This is a genomic window from Ruegeria sp. CDSC002 (genome assembly GCF_059610905.1).
Genome location: NZ_JBXWOM010000017.1, coordinates 1 through 18,919, shown reverse-complemented (window position 1 = coordinate 18,919; position 18,919 = coordinate 1). Strand labels below are relative to the sequence as shown.

The 18,919-nt window shown below is 55.5% G+C and carries 17 protein-coding genes; 10 read left to right on the top strand and 7 right to left on the bottom strand.

The features are described from left to right. Positions 1–82: 82 nt before the first annotated feature. The 3 genes from AC2FJE_RS22080 (at position 83) to AC2FJE_RS22070 (ending at position 3,072) form a co-directional block, all read left to right on the top strand. The gene (locus tag AC2FJE_RS22080; protein ID WP_109311180.1) at positions 83–1,102 is read left to right on the top strand and encodes a sugar ABC transporter substrate-binding protein; all 1,020 of its coding nucleotides are present in this window, start codon (positions 83–85) and stop codon (positions 1,100–1,102) included. Between the two features lie 117 nt (positions 1,103–1,219). Next, positions 1,220–2,290, top strand: coding sequence for an ABC transporter permease (locus AC2FJE_RS22075; protein ID WP_109310884.1), 1,071 nt, complete (start codon positions 1,220–1,222; stop codon positions 2,288–2,290). Then, a complete protein-coding gene (locus AC2FJE_RS22070; protein ID WP_282119243.1) occupies positions 2,290–3,072 on the top strand; it encodes an ATP-binding cassette domain-containing protein in 783 nt (260 codons plus the stop codon). Before AC2FJE_RS22075 ends, AC2FJE_RS22070 begins: the two co-directional genes overlap by 1 nt. 289 nt (positions 3,073–3,361) lie before the next feature. Here AC2FJE_RS22070 and AC2FJE_RS22065 read toward each other — a convergent pair whose 3' ends face one another. From AC2FJE_RS22065 to AC2FJE_RS22050, 4 genes are all read right to left on the bottom strand, one after another. Next, positions 3,362–4,084: an alpha/beta fold hydrolase gene (locus tag AC2FJE_RS22065; protein WP_496758296.1), complete on the bottom strand. Its 723-nt coding sequence runs from the start codon at positions 4,082–4,084 to the stop codon at positions 3,362–3,364. Beyond that, a complete protein-coding gene (locus AC2FJE_RS22060; protein WP_496758294.1) occupies positions 4,081–5,622 on the bottom strand; it encodes an ABC transporter permease in 1,542 nt (513 codons plus the stop codon). Before AC2FJE_RS22060 ends, AC2FJE_RS22065 begins: the two co-directional genes overlap by 4 nt. Next, positions 5,619–6,674: a quaternary amine ABC transporter ATP-binding protein gene (locus AC2FJE_RS22055; RefSeq protein ID WP_496758278.1), complete on the bottom strand. Its 1,056-nt coding sequence runs from the start codon at positions 6,672–6,674 to the stop codon at positions 5,619–5,621. The genes AC2FJE_RS22060 and AC2FJE_RS22055 overlap by 4 nt, the downstream gene beginning before the upstream one ends. Before the next feature lie 68 nt (positions 6,675–6,742). Continuing rightward, positions 6,743–7,708, bottom strand: a complete 966-nt coding sequence (locus AC2FJE_RS22050; protein WP_496761482.1) for an ABC transporter substrate-binding protein — start codon at positions 7,706–7,708, stop codon at positions 6,743–6,745. 269 nt (positions 7,709–7,977) lie between these two features. Here AC2FJE_RS22050 and AC2FJE_RS22045 point away from each other — a divergent pair, with 269 nt between their 5' ends. Continuing rightward, entirely contained in the window at positions 7,978–8,862 is an 885-nt protein-coding gene (locus AC2FJE_RS22045; protein ID WP_496761481.1) for a LysR family transcriptional regulator, read from the top strand. 45 nt (positions 8,863–8,907) lie between these two features. Here AC2FJE_RS22045 and cuyB read toward each other — a convergent pair whose 3' ends face one another. After that, positions 8,908–9,621 carry a cysteate racemase gene (gene cuyB / locus AC2FJE_RS22040; RefSeq protein WP_496758271.1) on the bottom strand — a complete coding sequence of 238 codons (714 nt, stop codon included), beginning with the start codon at positions 9,619–9,621 and terminating at the stop codon, positions 8,908–8,910. A 3-nt stretch (positions 9,622–9,624) separates the two neighbouring features. After that, entirely contained in the window at positions 9,625–10,638 is a 1,014-nt protein-coding gene (gene cuyA / locus AC2FJE_RS22035) for a D-cysteate sulfo-lyase (RefSeq protein WP_496699944.1), read from the bottom strand. Positions 10,639–10,760: 122 nt separating this feature from the next. Between cuyA and AC2FJE_RS22030 the strand changes: the two genes are divergently transcribed. Then, positions 10,761–11,651, top strand: coding sequence for a LysR family transcriptional regulator (locus AC2FJE_RS22030; protein ID WP_282169677.1), 891 nt, complete (start codon positions 10,761–10,763; stop codon positions 11,649–11,651). Between the two features lie 288 nt (positions 11,652–11,939). Here AC2FJE_RS22030 and AC2FJE_RS22025 read toward each other — a convergent pair whose 3' ends face one another. Beyond that, the gene (locus tag AC2FJE_RS22025; RefSeq protein ID WP_058273743.1) at positions 11,940–12,569 is read right to left on the bottom strand and encodes a response regulator transcription factor; all 630 of its coding nucleotides are present in this window, start codon (positions 12,567–12,569) and stop codon (positions 11,940–11,942) included. A 220-nt stretch (positions 12,570–12,789) separates the two neighbouring features. Here AC2FJE_RS22025 and AC2FJE_RS22020 point away from each other — a divergent pair, with 220 nt between their 5' ends. The 5 genes from AC2FJE_RS22020 to AC2FJE_RS22000 form a co-directional block, all read left to right on the top strand. Continuing rightward, positions 12,790–14,031, top strand: coding sequence for a pyridoxal-phosphate-dependent aminotransferase family protein (locus AC2FJE_RS22020; protein WP_496758265.1), 1,242 nt, complete (start codon positions 12,790–12,792; stop codon positions 14,029–14,031). A 31-nt stretch (positions 14,032–14,062) separates the two neighbouring features. After that, a complete protein-coding gene (locus AC2FJE_RS22015; protein WP_058273745.1) occupies positions 14,063–15,259 on the top strand; it encodes a malate--CoA ligase subunit beta in 1,197 nt (398 codons plus the stop codon). Continuing rightward, positions 15,259–16,149, top strand: coding sequence for a succinate--CoA ligase subunit alpha (gene sucD / locus AC2FJE_RS22010; RefSeq protein ID WP_496761480.1), 891 nt, complete (start codon positions 15,259–15,261; stop codon positions 16,147–16,149). The genes AC2FJE_RS22015 and sucD overlap by 1 nt, the downstream gene beginning before the upstream one ends. Further along, on the top strand, positions 16,149–17,120 hold the full coding sequence (locus AC2FJE_RS22005; RefSeq protein ID WP_496761479.1) for a 2-hydroxyacid dehydrogenase: 972 nt from the start codon (positions 16,149–16,151) through the stop codon (positions 17,118–17,120). The genes sucD and AC2FJE_RS22005 overlap by 1 nt, the downstream gene beginning before the upstream one ends. 98 nt (positions 17,121–17,218) lie before the next feature. After that, a partial coding sequence (locus AC2FJE_RS22000) for a phosphoenolpyruvate carboxylase (RefSeq protein ID WP_496761478.1) occupies positions 17,219–18,919 on the top strand: 1,701 nt, incomplete at its 3' end.

The following is an 18,919-nucleotide window of genomic DNA, read 5'->3' as shown; positions in this document are numbered from 1 at the left end:
TGAACAGGACCTTCATTAAGGGATGGAGGCGAGTCTTGCCGGCGCGCCGCGCGGGGCCACAACAATTTTCTGGGAGGAGAATATGAGAAGTCTACTCAAGCTAGCCGCATCTGCGACCGTTCTCACGTTTGGTGCTGCATCTGCTCACGCTGCCGGGGAAACCGTCTGCCTGATCACTAAGACCGATACCAACCCCTTCTTTGTGAAAATGAAAGAAGGTGCGACAGCCAAGGCCGAAGAGCTTGGCATGACGCTTAAAGCTTTTGCCGGTAAAATCGATGGTGACCACGAGACCCAGGTTCAGGCCATTGAAACCTGCATCCTCGACGGTGCAAAAGGAATTCTGCTTACGGCATCCGACACAAGTTCAATCGTACCCGCCGTTAAACAAGCGCGAGACGCCGGTGTGTTGGTAATCGCGCTGGACACACCCCTTAGCCCGATTGATTCAGCCGACGCCACATTTGCGACGGACAACTACAAGGCCGGGTTGCTTATCGGACAATGGGCAAAGGCCAAGATGGGCGATGCTGCCGCGGACGCAAAGATCGCGACGCTAGACTTGAATGTCAGCCAACCAACTGTGGACGTTTTGCGCAACCAAGGATTCCTTGAGGGCTTTGGCGTGGAGCTGGCGGATCCCAATGTTATTGGCGACGAAACGGATGCACGTCTGGTCGGCAGTGACGTGACCGACGGCAACGAGGAAGGTGGGCGCCGTGCCATGGAGAACCTTCTGGCCAAGGATTCAGCGATCAACGTAGTTCACACGATCAATGAACCCGCAGCGGCGGGCGCGTACGAGGCTTTGAAATCCATCGGACGTGAAAATGACGTGCTGATCGTTTCGGTCGACGGCGGCTGCCCCGGCGTACAGAACGTACAGGCCGGAGTCATCGGGGCCACAAGCCAGCAATACCCGCTTTTGATGGCGTCATTGGGGGTTGAGGCCGTCAAAAAATGGGCCGACGAAGGGACGAAGCCGGAAAATACACCCGGAAAAGACTTCTACGACACCGGTGTTGCTCTAATCACCGATCAACCCGTTGACGGCGTGGAGTCAATTTCGGTCGCAGAAGGTTTGGAGCTCTGCTGGGGTTAAACGCAGACCTATCAGGTGAGGCGCGCAAGGGCGCCTTACCATTCCTTTCACCAGCAAACTGAAACTTCCTGTAAGCTGATTTCGTGGTCACGAAGCCAGCCACGAAAAGGGGGAGATATGTCCGAAGCGAACCAAAGCGCCCAAGAATTTGAAACTGCCACCAGTCGAACCGACACTGTGGCAGAGTTTGACGATCCTCGGCGTGGTGTGCTGGGCAAGCTTCAGCATCTGCTTCACGTCAACCCGTCCCTCGTACCTCTGATCGTTCTGGTCGGAGCGATTTTGATCTTTGGCCTGCTTTTGGGGTCAAAATTCTTTTCACCCTTCGCAATGACCCTGATCCTGCAACAAGTTCAGATCGTCGGTATCGTGGCCGCCGCACAGAGCCTCGTCATTCTGACCGCAGGCATTGATTTGAGTGTGGGCGCGATCATGGTTTTTTCTTCTGTTATCATGGGACAATTCTCGTTCCGATACGGCATACCGGTGCCTATCGCAGTCATGTGCGGACTTGGCGTCGGAACCCTGATCGGTGCTCTCAACGGCTGGCTTGTCAGCCGCGTCAAACTTCCCCCATTCATCGTCACGCTTGGAATGTGGCAGATCATTCTCGCAACAAATTTCCTGTATTCCGCAAACGAGACGATACGCAGCCAGGATATCGAGGCAAACGCCCCATTTCTGCAATTTTTCGGCACCAAATTCAGCATCGGCGGTGCAACATTCACTGTTGGCGTCCTATTCATGCTCGTCCTGATCTTTGTATTGGCCTACGCGCTTAAACACACAGCCTGGGGGCGACACGTCTATGCTGTGGGCGACGATCCGGAAGCAGCCGAGCTATCCGGCGTTAACGTCCACAGAACACTCATGTCTGTTTACATGCTATCCGGTTTGATCTGTGCCTTTGCCGGCTGGGCTTTGATCGGCCGCATCGGGTCAGTCTCACCAACATCTGGCCAATTGGCCAATATCGAAAGCATCACAGCGGTCGTGATCGGCGGCATCTCCCTTTTCGGCGGGCGCGGATCCATTCTGGGGTCGCTGTTTGGCGCACTGATCGTCGGCGTGTTCACCTTAGGTCTGAGGCTGTTGGGCGCGGATGCGCAGTGGACCTTCCTTCTTATCGGACTTCTCATCATCGCAGCGGTCGCGGTCGACCAGTGGATCAGAAAGGTATCGGGCTAATGTCAGACACTACCCCAGTCGTCCAGGGCCGTGGGATCGTCAAACGCTATGGACATGTGACCGCCATAGACCATTCCGATTTTGAACTGCGTCAGGGTGAAATACTCGCGGTTATCGGTGACAACGGTGCAGGCAAATCATCCATCGTCAAAGCCATCTGCGGCGCCACGATCCCGGATGAGGGCGATATTCTGATCGAAGGGAAGAAGGTGAACTTCACCTCACCGATCGACGCCCGGAACATGGGGATTGAGATCGTTTATCAGCAACTTGCCATGTCTCCTGCCCTGTCGATTGCGGACAACATGTTCATGGGGCGTGAGATCCGGAAATCGGGGTTCATGGGCAAGTATCTACGTCAGCTTGACCGCCCCGCGATGGAAAAGTTCGCCCGTGAAAAACTGACCGAACTTGGCCTGATGACCGTTCAATCCATCAATCAGACGGTCGAGACTCTGTCTGGTGGACAGCGCCAAGGCGTGGCCGTCGCCCGCGCCGCAGCCTTTGCGACCAAGTTCATTATCATGGATGAACCGACGGCTGCGTTGGGGGTGAAGGAGAGCCGGAAAGTTCTCGAACTTATTCAGGATGTGCGGGCACGTGGCATTCCGATCATACTAATCAGCCACAACATGCCGCACGTCTTCGAAGTCGCTGATCGCATCCATGTGCACCGGCTGGGCAAAAGGCTCTGCACGATTGATCCCAAGGACTACACGATGTCCGACGCCGTGGCTTTCATGACCGGAGCCAAAGAACCACCGGAGGAGGACGCCGCTTAAACGAACGCGACGCAATGCGCGTTTGTGAAATGAAAGTCTGTAACAATTCATGAGAATTTCACACTCAAGCGTCGCTTCGGAACACTTGCTTGCCTGGGAAGTAGTGTTGTTACATCAACTTCTGGCCCACGAAGATACCCGAAACTCACGTTGACCAAAACAGATCTATGCAATTTTTCAGAGTAGACATTGTTTCACTGCACAGCTGCCCCGGTGACGATTAATCTCGTGTATTACCAAATCTTCGGCAGAATTTCATTTATTGCTTGGTTACTTTGGTCACGATAGGTCAGCAGGCACCAAAAAAATCACTTAATACTCCGTTGAATAGTCCGGCTTTTTCCAGATGTGTCGCATGTGCAGATTCTGGTATCACCGCAAGATTGGCGTTTGGAATGGACTGCCACAGTTTTTCAGTCTGGCTCCATGGGTAGGTACGATCACGATCCCCCCAAAGAACCAGCGTTTTGGCCTGGATCGCCGACAAGCTTTCAGCACCGCTCCAGGAATGCATCGCATCCAAACCCGTGAGTATGGCTTTCAGGCTGCTTTGCTCCGCTATCGCGGCACAATCTTCATAGGTCACAGCCCGTTCCCGCTCGAGAAACCAGGTTGCAGCAATCCGTCGGGCCGTCGCTTGCGGTCCATCAGCGCAGGCGCGCGTTTTTGAGGTATCAATGGTTTCAAACCGCCCAGGCAGCACACCCACAGAACCCGTGCCATAAAGAACCAAACGGTCCACACGCTCGGGTGCGCGGGCAATCATTTCCTGTACGACCATTCCGCCCATCGAGTGCCCAACCAGGTGAAATTTCTCGATGCCACGCATCTTCAACTCATTCAGCGCCCAATCAGCAAAACCCAAGATGCTGCTGAGGGCATCAAGCTGCGCATTTTCACCAAACCCTGGCAAGTCCAGCGTGACGACATCGTAACCTGCCAACGCATCGACCTGCCCTTGCCATTGCCGACTGCCGCCCAGGAACCCATGGACAAATACAACGGGTGTCATTTCCGGCCGCCCTGCACGATGCGATCCAGGATCATGGCACAGAACAGGATTGAGAACCCTGCAAGGATACCTTGGCCAACATTCGCGTACTGCAACGCTTCCAGAACGTCCTCGCCCAACCCTTTAGCACCGATCAACGAAGCCACGACAACCATTGCCAGTGACAGCATGATTGTCTGGTTGATACCGGCCCGAATAGACGGGCTTGCCAGCGGTAGGTCAACTTTGGTCAGCAGATACCACTTATTGGCGCCAAAGCTGATCGCCGCTTCGCGCACGCTTTCGGGCACACCGCGCAAGCCCAGAACGGTCAGGCGCACCACTGGCGTGCCGCCGAAGATCATGGTGACCACGACCGCCGCCGGCTTGCCGACACCAAAGAACGCGATCACGGGGACCATGAAGACAAAGGCCGGCATGGTTTGCATGAAATCCATGATCGGCTGGATGAACGCATAGAACCGCGGGCGACGTGCAGCAAACATGCCCAGCGGAATACCAATGACAATAGACAAACACGCCGCTGTCCCCAACAAGGCCAGCGTGGTCATGGCACCTTCCCAGAAACCCAAGAGGCCCATATAGGCCAGAAATGCGCCTGAATAGATCGCCGTGCTAATGCCAGCGGTCAGCCAGGTCAGCAGAATGATCAGGCTCGCGATCACGATCCATGGCGTCTGGACCAGTATGACTTCTAACGCATCCAGCAAAGTGCGGATTCCGAATGTCAGCCCGTCAAAAAAAGCCTCGCTGTTGCGTACGCACCAGGCGATGAAATCTTCCACCCACGTGATACTGGTCAGGCGGATGTTTGGGTCTGTCGGGAAATGGCTAAGCAGCGAAAAGCGCCCGGGGAAACTGTAGTGCATCATCGCTGCGGCGACGATCAGCGCCATGAAGATCGCGCTGAACACAATCTGCGATACCGGCATGGCCGAGCGTATCGAACGGTCTGATAACCATTCCGAGAAACGTGCCTCAAGCGCCCAGTTCGCCACCTGAGACTGTATCAGTTTGACGATGATCAGTATGATCAGGCCGGTCAGAATGATGTAAGGACCTTCAGCGGCCATCGCCTCGGCCTCGGCACGGATACCCCCTATGTTTTCTTCAAGCGAGTCCACCGTTCGCTGATAGACATCGATCTTGTCCGAGTTGTTTTCGATAGCCGCCGCCAATTGCTGACGACGCAGTTCAAGCGTCCCTTCAATCGATGCAATACGCTCCATTGCCTCAGCTGCCAGATCGCCGAACAGTCCTCGCGCAATCTGCACAAATGCTATTGTTTCGAGGATCAGAAATGGTAACGCCCATGACCACAGACCCCGCGCGCCGAACCAGACCGGACCAAACAATCCGGCCATCAGATTGAAAGTTGGCGTAAAGCGGGACGACGCACCAATCTTGTCGAAATTGCGGATGTAGTATTTAGGGCTGGTGCGCACAAAGGTGCGAATGTTTTCACGCCGCTCTTCGGCATAGGCCAGGGCTGCTTCGCTTTCGGTATCTTCCAACGGGTTCACATCAGAATGGCTCATGACACTTCGGTCCCTTCGATCACGGTGCGCAACAGATCGGCACGCGTTATGACGCCAACATCCACGCCGCCGTCCTCCACAAGGATTGCGCTGCTGTTGTCGATCGCCAGATTGATCAGCGTGCTCAGATTTTCACCTTCATTCACACGGGGTGCATCCGCCGATAGCGGCCCATGGGCCGCAATATGTTCTGGAATTGGCCGCATGACCGCATGGGCGCGCACCACTTTGAGGCGTGAAATACCCGCAACGAAATCAGCCACATAGTCATCAGCGGGGTTCACGACGATATCTTCGGCTGTTCCGATCTGCACCACCTTTCCATCGCGCATGATCGCGATCCGATTGCCGATGCGGACCGCCTCATCCAGGTCGTGTGTAATGAAGATCGTGGTCTTTTTCAGGATCTTGCTCAGGCGGATAAATTCATCCTGCAATTGCCGCCGGATCAAAGGATCGAGGGCCGAGAACGGCTCGTCCATCAAAAGAACATCCGGGTTGGCTGCCAGCGCGCGAGCCAGGCCCACACGTTGTTGCATGCCACCGGACAGCTCGTGTGCGAACTTTGATCCCCAGGCACCCAGTTCGACAATATCGAGAATAGCGGCAGCCTGACGCATGCGTTCATTCTTGCTGACCTGCCGGATTTCCAGTGGCATTGCCACGTTATCCAACACCGACCGATGCGGCATCAGTGCAAAGTTCTGAAACACCATACCGATTTTGTTGTTGCGAAACTGCTGAAGCTCTTTTGGCCCCAAGGCCATGACATCGGTGCCTTCGATTTCGATCTTACCTGCAGTGGGCTCCAGCAGTCGGTTGAAATGGCGGACCAGAGTGGATTTCCCGCTACCTGACAGACCCATGATGCAAAAAATCTCACCCCGGTTTACCGAAAGGCTGACATCAGCGACGCCGACAACACAGTTGTATTCGGCCAGCACTTGGGACTTGTCCAACCCACGGTCGCGGATCGCCTGCAGCGCCACCTCGGGCCTGCCCCCGAATATCTTCCAGACATTCGAGATTTCAATAACGGTATCGTCGCTCATGTGTCCCCCAGAGAACTGTGCTTGGGTGGCGCCAACAATTGGCGCCACCCTTTTTTCTGGAAGTGGGATCAGAGACCCAGCCAGGCGTCCACGCGATCCGGGTTCGCCTCGACCCATTCGCGGGCAACTTCTGCCGGATCACGACCTTTACCGCTGATTTCATAGGCAAAACCGCTAACATCGTCCGCCGTCAGGGCGAAATTCGCAAAAAAGTCAGCAACTGCCGGAGAACGGTCCGGCAATGTGTTGGACCACGCGATCTGAACGTTCTTTAGCGCGTCTTTGGTCGCAACGCTGGATTTGCTGTACCAATCCGGATCGTCCGAGGGCTGAACCATCACGTATTTTTCCGGGTCGAAAGTCGGCTCGCTCAGCATTTGCACGTCGAACATGTACCAGACCGCATGTGGCTTGTAGCAGTAGAAGGCATAGCCTTCGCCTTTGGCGATGCTATCCTTGATCCGCGCGGTCTTCACGCTTTCCTCAGCGCGGACCGGTTCGATGAAATCAAGCAGACCGTAGTCGCGGGTTTTGACTTCGTTCACATTGGCCGAAGCCCAACCCGGCGCTCCGATCCACATTTCACCCTTTCCGTTGCCATCACTGTCCATCAGTGCGGCAACATCGGGGCGGCCTAAATCCGCAATATCGGTTATGTTGTTGGCTTCACCAAAATCCTTGCTAACGCAGAAACCCTGATTGCCTTCATAGGGGTTCGACGACAGAGTTACTGTGCCCGCTTCGTCTACATATTTCTTGGTAAAGCTTTCTTGGTTGGGCAGCCAAACATCGGGGTGCACGTCGATATCGCCCTTACCCTGATCCATCGCCTGAAAAATCGTGGCGTTGTTGCCGGGCACATATTCAACTTTGCCGCCGATACGCATTTCCACCACCGCACCCAGCACGTGTGCAATGGCCTGCGCGCCGGTCCAGGATGGCACACCGATTTTGACCTCTTCGGCTGCGAAGGCCGGTATCGCATAAATGCTGACCGCGGCTGCGATTCCCAGCGTTTTCAGATTGGTTCTCATGGTTTTCTCCTCTGTTGAAATGCGCCGTGTTTCGGCGTCGTTTTTTCCGTCGTTCGACTTTCCTATTGCGCAATAGGGTCGAGCCAATATCCCTTTGGCTGCAACATCGGACGGAAGGAAAAAAAGAAGACCAACCGCCAGACCCTGTCCTGAAGTCTAGATCAAGAGCTTTTCTCAGAGCCAATTCAAACATTTCATCAAACTATTCATTTTTTGCATAGTTTGCGTTATGCTGGCCTAGCACGTCTGTTGACATGTTGGAGCACACATTGGACCTGAATTGGCTACGTGACTTTGAATGTCTCGCCCGGACCTTGAATTTCACCCGCGCATCCGACGAGAGAAACATCACGCAATCCGCATTCAGCCGTAGAATCAAAGCTTTGGAAAGTTGGGTTGGATTGCCCTTGGTCAACCGAGCGACATACCCTGTTCAGCTGACAGAGGCCGGTCAACAGTTCCTGCCTGTTGCTCTGGCGGCCATGTCTCAGTTATCGGAATCGCGCCAATCGTTACGGGATGCCGATCGCGGCGATAGCCGGTTCATCAGATTTTCGGTTCTTCACACCATAGCCGTTAATTTTCTGGCAACCCGGATAGACGAGTTGCAGAGGCAAATCCCCGAATTACGCACACGTGTCTTGTCTGATTCCTTAAGCACATGTTGTGATCTTTTGATCGAAGGCGCGGTGGATATCCTGCTTTGTTATTATCATCATTCAGTCTCGCCAATGATTGATGAGGCCGCATTTGAACGTAAGGATCTGGTAAAGGATCGTCTGGTGCCGGTGGCGGCTGTTGAACCAGCGCGCACTATGGGATGGGATCTTGCACGACAGGACGGCCCGCCGATCCCCTATCTTGCCTATGACCGGTCTTCGTTTCTGGGAATGGTCGTAGAAAACACCATTGATCGGAAAACCCTGAATACCGAGACGATCTATGTCGACAGCCTTGTCGAGACCATTAAGCGGCGATTGATGACAGGAAGCGGCGTTGCCTGGATGCCCGAAACGGCAATTACAGCAGAACTTGATCAAGGCTTGCTAGTGCCAGTCGGTGATGATGCGTGGAGCGCGACGTTGACAATTTCAGCCTTTTCCAATCCATCCGGCTTTGATCAAATCGCGCTCCAGCTTTGGGAACGTTTGTGACGTCAATCTTCCAAAGCGAGCTGCTACTGTGCGCGGCGCAGTTCTCTAGTCTGCGTCGCTAAGATAGCCTATTTGAGCAAACTCAATGATCGCGTGGACCAGCAAATCAATCGTGTCCGCTGCTTTGACCTCATCCGCGACGCCATCGGCAATAAGCGAGAATTCTGAGCAGGCGACAAGTTGCAGATCTGCCCCCGCTTTGGCCAATGCAATTGAGGCCGTTCGCAGTGTTTCACGCGCGTCATCACTTGGACCGTCGACCTTAATTCTGCGGATCGCCGTCAGCAGCCTATCACTATCCGTTGGCCAGACAATCGATAGCCCGCGGGCTTGCAATGCCGTTTCGAAAAGGCGGGTACGGCGCACTGCGGGTGAGGCGAGCACGCCAACGCATCCACCGGCCCCCAGTTCACTGACAGCATGATCCGCAGCCAGTTTCACCATATTCAACAAAGGAACGGTCACTGCATCCGTGATCGCGTCGGCGTAGTGATGCGCCGTGTTGCAGGGCATTGCCAGCGCAGCGGCGCCAGCGCCCTGAAGACGGCGTGCCATTGCGGCAAGCGTCGGTCCTGGGTCTTCGCCCTTCCCCTCAATCAGATGATCAATCCGCGACGGCACCTGCGGGTTCATATCAATCAGAAGCGGGATGTGATCGCGGTCATCACTTACCGGCACGGCCTCCACCAGCTTACGCTGGAGGAGGATGGTGGCCTCGGGACCCATGCCACCTAGAATGCCAATTGGGCGCAATGTCATTGCTCAGACATTCACCCATCGGTTTTTGTGGTCGAATGCAAAATCATAACCACCAAGGGCCGCAGCACCTCCAGTGTGCAGGAAAACGATCCGCTGGTCATTGAATTCGCCCTTGCGGGCCAGGTCGATTAAGCCCGCTGCGCCCTTGGCAGAGTAGCAGGGGTCCAGAAGAATGCCCTCAAGCTCGGCAAACATCTCAATCGCCTCGATGCCGCTTTCGGTCGGAAGGCCATAGCCCTCGCCCACATAGTTGGTATTGGCCATCACGTCCTCGCGCTTTACCACGCCTGAGCAACCCAGCTTTTCGGCTGTTTTGCAGGCGAGGTCATAAACCATCTGTTCCTGCTTTGGTTGAGGCGCTCTTGTACCGATACCCAGCACCGGTACCTGCGCATTCATGGCGCACATTCCTGTCACCAACCCAGCCTGCGTTCCCGACGAACCTGTTGCGTGTACCAGCCGATCAATTCGCAAACCACTGTCATTGGCTTGCCCCAAAAGTTCAAAGGCTGCGTTCACATAGCCAAGTGCCCCGGTCGGGTTAGATCCACCGCCGGGAATAACATAGACATTACGGCCCTCTGTCCGTTTTTTCTCGGCGGCCTTTTCCATTTCGCCCGCCATGTCGTGACCACCGGGAAATTTTTCGGTTGTTGCGCCGTGCAAATGATCCAACAGCACGTTCCCGTTCGTGTTGTAGTTTCCGTCCTGATATCCGGTGCGATCTTCCAGAAGGATATGGCAATCAAGTCCCAGCTTGGCGGCAAAGGCTGCGGTTTGACGACCGTGGTTAGTTTGCGTGGCTCCTTGCGTCATAACCATATCCGCGCCCTGCGCTTCCGCCTCGGCCATTAGGAATTCCAGCTTGCGGGTCTTGTTGCCGCCTGTTGACATGCCGGTGCAATCGTCGCGCTTGATCCATATCTCGACACCCAGTTCTTTCGACAACCGTTTCATCGGTTCAAGCGGTGTCGGAAGATGAGCCAGGTGAAGGCGGGGGAAGCGGGCGAGATGCATAACATGGCTCCTAATATTGGTTTCCGTCAATTTACTATGTGAGATACGGCTCCGCTACTTCGAAATGTGGCTTCTATGTTGCAAAGTTTGCATATTACTGAGCATTGCAGTAACTGGTTCACATGCGTTTGGAATGGATCGATGACATATTGGCCGTGTTGGACAGCGGATCTCTGGCCCGCGCTGCGGACAAGCGGTTGCTGACCCAATCTGCCTTTACCCGTCGGGTACGGCTTATCGAAGACAGTATCGGTGCGACCCTATTTGATCGCCGTCGCAAACCCGTATCTCTGATGCCGGGTGTACAGGCTTTGGAGCCTGAGCTGCGTGAGCTGAGTACGCGGCTGCACAAACTACGTCATACTTTGAAAACAGCGAGTGATAGGGCCAACAAGTCTCTGTCTCTTGTGTGCCAACATGCTCTCACGACAACCGTTTCGCCAAAAGTAGTCCGCACCTTGACCGAAAATGACGCTATCTCGGTTCGAGTCCGATCGGGAAATCAGGACGAATGTCTGTTGCAGCTGATCTCAAAAGAGGTCGATTTCGCGATCATGTACACTATTTCGGATGGCAGTGCGCGAGATCTCGAAAATGCGTTTGAGGCCAAGACGATTGGCAGAGATATTCTTATCCCGGTTTGCGCGCCTGCAATGCGTGAGGAATTGGTTGGCGAGACCGTTCCCGCGATAGTCTACCCGCCTGATGTCTTCCTTGGGCAAGTGTTTTCCCGATTGGTCGCGCCGCGATTGCCTGAGCATATTACAATCACCTCCAGAGCAGAGACCGCACTGACGCTCGCGATGCTACAATATGCCCTGGATGGAATCGGCGTTGCGTGGTTGCCCTATTCTTTGGCCGCCAGTCCGCTTGCAGAGGGGCAGCTTGTACGCGTTGACGATGCTCTGCCTGCACAAGAACTTACAATCAGAATGGTCCGATTGGCTGCAGTGCAGTCAGAATTCAGTGAGCAAGTATGGCAACGTCTTGCCGGGCAATTGCAGAGCATTTGATCATCACAAGATCGAAGAAATGATGTGACAGACTTCATCTGAGCGCTGATATTGACCGACGACGCATTCATGATGTTGCGCAAGGGCACCCTCTTGTAACACGGTACTTGGTCGACCTCATTTTGGGTCGCCTACGCGCTTCTGGCCAAAGCTACCTTGGGCGTTTCATGAGATAGCTGAACGTCCAGTCCAATCCGGTTTGTACATTTAAGTACAAGTGGAGCGGGTGTTCATCCTTGCTGCAATGAGCAGGTTTTTCTATTTTGTCTCGACACATCACCTACGAGCCTAATCTGAAGAAGATTTGGCTGAATAGTAATAAGCGATGGCTTGCGCCCGGTTTCTAACTGACAGTTTTTCATAGATATTCGAGAGGTGGAATTTCACGGTATTGGTGGAAATCTGTAACTCTTTCGACAGTTCCCGGTTGGACATTCCCTTCGACAGTGCCTCAAGGATAGCCCGCTCTTTGCGCGACAAGGTCTGAAGAGGGCTATGTTGCACCGTGCGTACATCGATAAATGGGAAAACCATCTTACCTTTGGCAACATCAACGCATGTCTCCAGCAGGCCTTCAACCTCACCGGAACGAGGTGCAAACCCTGCGGCGCCTGCTTGCATGGCCAGCCGAGGGACATCACCTGCCTCATCACCATAGACCACAAAACGCGGTGCATTTTCCTGTTCGCGCAGCACTTCGATCAGTTTGGCTGCACCCAAAGCTGGCAGTTCCCAGGACACTACGCAGACCTTTACCGGCACACGCATGACTGCCCCAAGGAAACCTTCGGCAGTTGCAGATGTCGCCACCAACGAGAATCGTTTGTCTCTCTCAAAGATTTCGGACATCGCCGAGAGGACGAGAGAATTGTTGTTGGCGAGCATGATGTCGATCGGAGGGGGCGTTGTGTCGAGCATTGATTTTCCACCTAATTTACCCAATAACTACCATGTTGGGTAGGTAAGTTTCCGGTATACACCGGTATGTTTGCCAGAATGGGTAGGTTTTTTCCCACCCAAATAGCTACCCTAAAGCAGTAGTAAGTTACGTTGCGCCCTGACGCAAGGATCGGCTTTTCTTTTCGGTAACGCGACAGACGGGGCGCATTACGGACCCCGTCGCCGAGGAGGATCGCCAATGACGTTTCAAATCTACCCGACGCTCGAAATTCCGGAAACACTGGCTGCGGGACCCGGACCAGGCAATACCGATGCCCGCGTTCTGCATGCCTTTGCAAATGCGGGTGTTGCGGATCACATGCAGGGTGACGTCCTGCGCGGCATGATCGAATGCAAGCACATGCTGCGCAAAATCTGGGGCACCGACAATACCTATACCTTCGCGGTTGCTGGCACCGGTTGGAGCGCGCTGGACACTATGTTCTCGGCCGTTATGCCTGGCGACAAGGTGGTTGCGTTCACCAATGGTACCTTTTCCGGCATTGACGCGCTGACCCTACGGATTAAGGCAGCCACACTTGAAGAACATGCCGCCAATCCACTTGATCCCATTGCGGCCAGCGTCACCGTGATCGAAATTCCGCATGGCCAGCCCGTGACCGGTGAGATGGTCGACGTCGCATTGGCCGAACACAAGCCGAAATGGGCTTTCATGGCACATTGGGAAACCGGTTCCGGCCGTGTCAACGATGTACAGGGATTCTCGGATGCGTGTAAAAATCATGGCACCATGGGTCTGATTGATGCTGTGTCTTCGCTGGGTGTTGCAGACTTTCGTATCGACGATTTCCCCGGCATCGCAGGCTGGGCTTCGTGCCCTCAAAAAGGCCTGTGCTGCCTGCCCCTGACCTATGCGCCGGTCAGCTTCACCAACGCCTTTATCGAGGCGCTGAAGACAACCGGTGCTTACTCTTACGTCCACAATCCGATTTTCGAGGCCCGCCATTGGGGCATTGTCGACGGTCAGGATGTTGAGAAAGGCACCTATCACCGGACCCATTCGGGCTATGCCGTCGCCGCGTTCCATGAATCTCTGCGTCTGACCTTGCAGGAAGGACTGGCTAAACGCGCGCATTCCTACAAAACGCATGAGGCCGTCCTGCGTGACGCCGTCACCGCGATGGGCTGCGATGTCACTTCGGACATGCCAAGCCTCGTAGTGCTGAACCTGCCCACAGAACTGGCTGGCCGCGAAATGGAATTGGTACAGAACTGCCGCGCGCGTGGCTTTGGCATCTGGCCGACACTCAGCGCCCCGGTACAGGTGCGCATCGGCATCCTGAACCAACTGAACCACCAATCGATCAGCCGCATCGTAAAACTGTTTGGCGAGGCGATCCGCGAGCTGGGTGGCACAGTGGATTTTGAAGCCATCGAAGCGCTGCTGGAAAGCCGCTACGGCACGTCGATCGCGGCCTGACCGCACTGCATGAACGGGAGGAAGATTGCAGATGGATATTCACGAATATCAGGCGAAAGAGGTTCTTTCGAATTTTGGTGTCGCCGTACCTTCGGGTGCGCTGGCCTACAGTCCCGAACAAGCGGCATATCGGGCGCGCGAGCTAGGGGGCGATCGTTGGATCGTGAAGGCTCAAGTCCATGCCGGAGGCCGAGGAAAAGCCGGAGGTGTCAAACTGTGCAACACCGAGAACGAAATCCATGAAGCCTGTGACGAGATGTTCGGACGTAGGTTGGTTACGCATCAAACCGGTCCCGAAGGCAAGGGCATCTACCGTGTCTACGTTGAATCCGCCGTGCCGATTGATCGCGAGATTTATCTGGGCTTCGTGCTGGATCGCTCCAGCCAGCGGGTGATGATCGTGGCCTCGTCGGAAGGCGGCATGGAGATCGAAGATATCTCGGCCGAACGCCCCGACAGCATCGTGCGATCGATCGTCGAACCGGCCGTGGGCCTGCAGGAATTCCAGGCGCGCGAAATCGCATTTCAACTGGGTTTTGAGGCGAAATTGGTGCAGCAAATGGTGCGCACGCTACAGGGCTGCTACGCCGCCTTCAGCAATCTGGACGCCACCATGGTCGAGATCAACCCGCTGGTCATCACCGGTGACGATCGGGTTCTGGCGTTGGATGCCAAGATGAGCTTTGACGACAACGCATTGTTCCGGCATCCGCAGATCTCAGAGTTACGCGACAAAAGCCAGGAAGACCCACGCGAAAGTCGCGCTGCGGATCGCGGCCTGTCTTATGTCGGTCTTGACGGCAATATCGGCTGTATCGTGAACGGCGCCGGTCTGGCCATGGCCACGATGGATACGATCAAGTTGGCGGGGGGCGAACCTGCGAACTTTCTGGACATCGGCGGTGGCGCCTCACCCGAACGTGTGGCCAAGGCCTTTCGTCTGGTCCTGTCAGACAAGAACGTGCAGGCGGTGCTGGTCAACATATTCGCCGGGATCAATCGCTGTGACTGGGTCGCAGAGGGCGTCGTTCAGGCGCTACGCGAACTTGAGCTTGAAATCCCTGTCATCGTGCGGCTGGCCGGCACCAATGTCGCGGAAGGTCAGAAAATTCTGGCCAAATCCGGATTGCCGATCATCCGCGCCACCACCCTGATGGAAGCCGCCGAACGCGCTGTTGGCGCGTGGCAAAACGATCTGACCCAAAACACCAAGATGAGGGCTGTCTAATGAGCATTCTTCTGGACCGCGACAGTCGTGTTATCGTTCAGGGCATTACCGGACGGATGGCACGGTTCCATACCAAGGACATGCTGGACTATGGCACTAATGTCGTCGGCGGAGTTGTCCCCGGCAAGGGCGGCGAGACCGTCGAGGGCGTGCCGGTCTTTGACACCGTAAAACAAGCTGTCGAGGCCACCGGTGCCGATGCCAGCCTTGTTTTCGTGCCGCCACCATTTGCCGCCGATTCCATTATGGAGGCCGCAGATTCGGGTATCCGCTATTGCGTCTGTATCACCGACGGTATCCCGGCGCAGGACATGATCCGGGTCAAGCGGTACATGTACCGCTATCCCAAAGACAAGCGCATGGTGCTGACCGGGCCCAACTGCGCGGGCACCATCAGCCCCGGCAAGGCTCTGCTGGGGATCATGCCAGGCCACATCTATCTGCCCGGAAATGTCGGCATCATCGGTCGATCCGGCACGCTCGGCTATGAGGCCGCAGCCCAACTGAAAGAACACGGCATCGGCGTTTCAACTAGCGTCGGGATCGGCGGCGACCCGATCAACGGGTCTTCGTTCCGCGATATCCTTGAGCGGTTCGAACAGGACAGGGACACTGAAGTCATTGCCATGATCGGCGAGATCGGCGGCCCGCAGGAAGCCGAGGCCGCAGAATACATCCGCGACAACATAACCAAGCCCGTCGTCGCCTATGTTGCAGGTCTGACCGCGCCCAAAGGTCGGACTATGGGTCATGCTGGTGCGATCATCTCGGCCTTTGGCGAAAGTGCCTCGGAGAAGGTCGAAATCTTGTCGGCGGCGGGGGTGACCGTTGCTGAAAACCCGGCTGTGATTGGAAAGACCATTGCCCGCGTCATGGGAAAGGCTGCGTGATGACCAAACCTTCAGTCCTTGTCACCCGTCGCTGGCCCGCCGCCGTCGAGGCGCGACTGGCCGAAGACTACAACACTGTACTCAATACCGGGGATACTCCGATGTCCCCGGCTGAAATCCGCGACGCCCTGAAACACTATGATGCGGTGCTGCCCACCGTTACCGATACGCTCAGCGCCGAGGCGCTGGACGTCCCCGCAGCACAGACCAAAATTCTGGCCAATTACGGAGTCGGATACAGCCACATTTGCGAGCCCTCAGCCCGCGAGCTTGGCATGACCGTGACAAACACGCCTGACGTTCTGTCTGAATGTACCGCCGATATCGCGATGACATTGCTGCTGATGGTAGCGCGCCGCGCTGGCGAAGGCGAACGCGAGCTGCGCGCCGGAAACTGGACCGGTTGGCGGCCCACGCATCTGGTCGGCACCAAGGTCAGCGGTAAGACCCTGGGCATCATCGGCTATGGCCGCATCGGGCAGGAAATGGCCCGCCGCGCCCATCACGGCTTTGGTATGGACGTCGTTATTTTCAATCGCAGCCAGGTGGCGCCCGACGTTTTGGCCAAGTGCAATGCCACTCAGGTGGATACTGTCGATGAGCTGTTGCCGCAATGCGACTTCGTCTCGCTGCACTGCCCCGGAGGGGCCGCAAACCGGCACCTGATCAACGGTCGACGACTCGACTTGATGAAACCCGACGCCTTCCTGATCAACACCGCGCGCGGCGAGGTCATCGACGAGCACGCCCTGATCCAAGCCCTGATGTTCGACACAATTGGCGGCGCGGCGCTGGATGTTTTTGACGGCGAGCCCCGCATTAGCTCGGACCTGCTGCAATGTGACAACCTCGTCATGCTGCCACATCTCGGAAGCGCGACTAAAGAAGCACGCGAAGCTATGGGGTTCCGCGTCATTGAAAACCTCAATGATTTCTTCAATGGCAAAAATCCAAGAGACAAAGTGATCTGATGCAAGCGTTGGCTCAGGATACCCAGCCGTCCCTTCCACCGTCCGCGTACGCGGACGGTCTTCGGACTGAATTGCGCACGCTATGGCGAAACATCCTTTTGAAAAGGGCGCCACATGTCGCTTCTTGGGCCGAAGCCAAGCCGCTGCCCCCCATTCCAACTGGCCAGGCCGCAATCCCGTATTTGCAGGCCCTGTCGATCTGGTTTCAGCTTTTGCGCATCATCGACGAAAACGCAGATGTGCGGGATCGTCGACAAATCGAAACCCAAAAAGGTGCCCAAGCGGTTGAAGGTGGATTTGCCGAAGTGTTGTCGGACCTTAATCTGAGTGTTGCGGAAACCGAAAAGTTGGCAGGTAGTTTAATGACTGGCCCCACGCTAACGGCTCATCCGACCGAAGCCAAACGCGTCACCGTTCTTGAAATTCACCGCCGGATTTATCGTATCCTGGTCAGCCTCGAATCTCAGCGCTGGACGCCAATTGAACGTTCAACATTGTTGAATGATCTGGAAGGCGAGATCGACCTACTATGGATGACCGGAGAATTACGCTTGTCACGTCCCAGTTTACGTGACGAGATCGAATGGGGTTTGCAATTTTTCCGCGACGCAATATTCGATGCTGTACCACAGGTCATCGACCGGTTCGATCACGCCTGTATGCAGGTTTTGGGTAAGACTTTAAATGTGACGCCCAACGTCCGATTTCATAGCTGGATTGGCGGTGACCGGGACGGCAACCCGAATGTAACCTCTGAGATGACCAAACTGGCTCTGCAACGTGGGCGCGAGACAGCGATTGATCTCTACTGTCAGGCTCTTGATAAAGCCGCGCAAAAACTGAGCATTAGCGCCCTGATCCTACCACTGCCCGAACCTCACGGTGAACGGTTGCAGGCAATTATCAACCGCGCACCCAAGAATGACCGCAACCCGAACGAACCGTTTCGGCAGGCCCTGAATGCCGTCCGCCAAAGACTGACAAGTGCCGGTTATCAGCATATCTCGCAGTTCGAGTGTGATCTCGACGCGCTTGATGAGGCGCTTTGTGCAGTAAACGCCGATATTCTAACAAGGCGGCATATCCGACCTCTTCGCCGGGCGGCAACCGTATTCGGGTTGCGTACCACAACCTTGGACATACGGCAGAATTCGACTGTGACGACTAGCGTTCTGGCAGAAATCTGGTCTGCATTCGAACCTGCGCCCAAATACGGAACACCCAAATGGTCGACCCGTCTGCGCACCGAGTTGGCAGACCAGAACCTGCAGTATCCTCAGCGTGACGGGTTGAGTGATCAGGCGCAGGAATTGCTAGCCTTACTAGCCCTTATGCACGCTGTTCGAACAGGGCCGGATCCCAAAGCTGTCGGACCATTCATCTTGTCGATGACACGCTCGGCAGACGACATCCTGGGTGTCTATCTTCTCGCCCGCTATGCCGGGTTCGGATCAGAGACACTTGATATTTCTGTGGTGCCGCTGTTCGAGACGATCGGTGATCTGCGCAACGCCTCAGCAATTCTGCTGGATGTTCTGGATGTTCCGCTTGCCCGCCGCAGCCTTAAGTCAGGTGGCAATGTGATCGAGGTGATGTTGGGATACTCCGACAGCGGCAAAGATGGCGGATATTTCTGTTCGACCTGGGAACTGGACCGTGCGCAGCGCCGGATCGTTACAGCACTTGCGTCGCAGGGATTTAGTGCCGCGTTTTTTCACGGACGTGGTGGTTCTGTCAGCCGGGGTGGTGCCCCCACAGGCCGGGCAATAGCCGCGCAACCAAGCGGCACAATTGCCGGA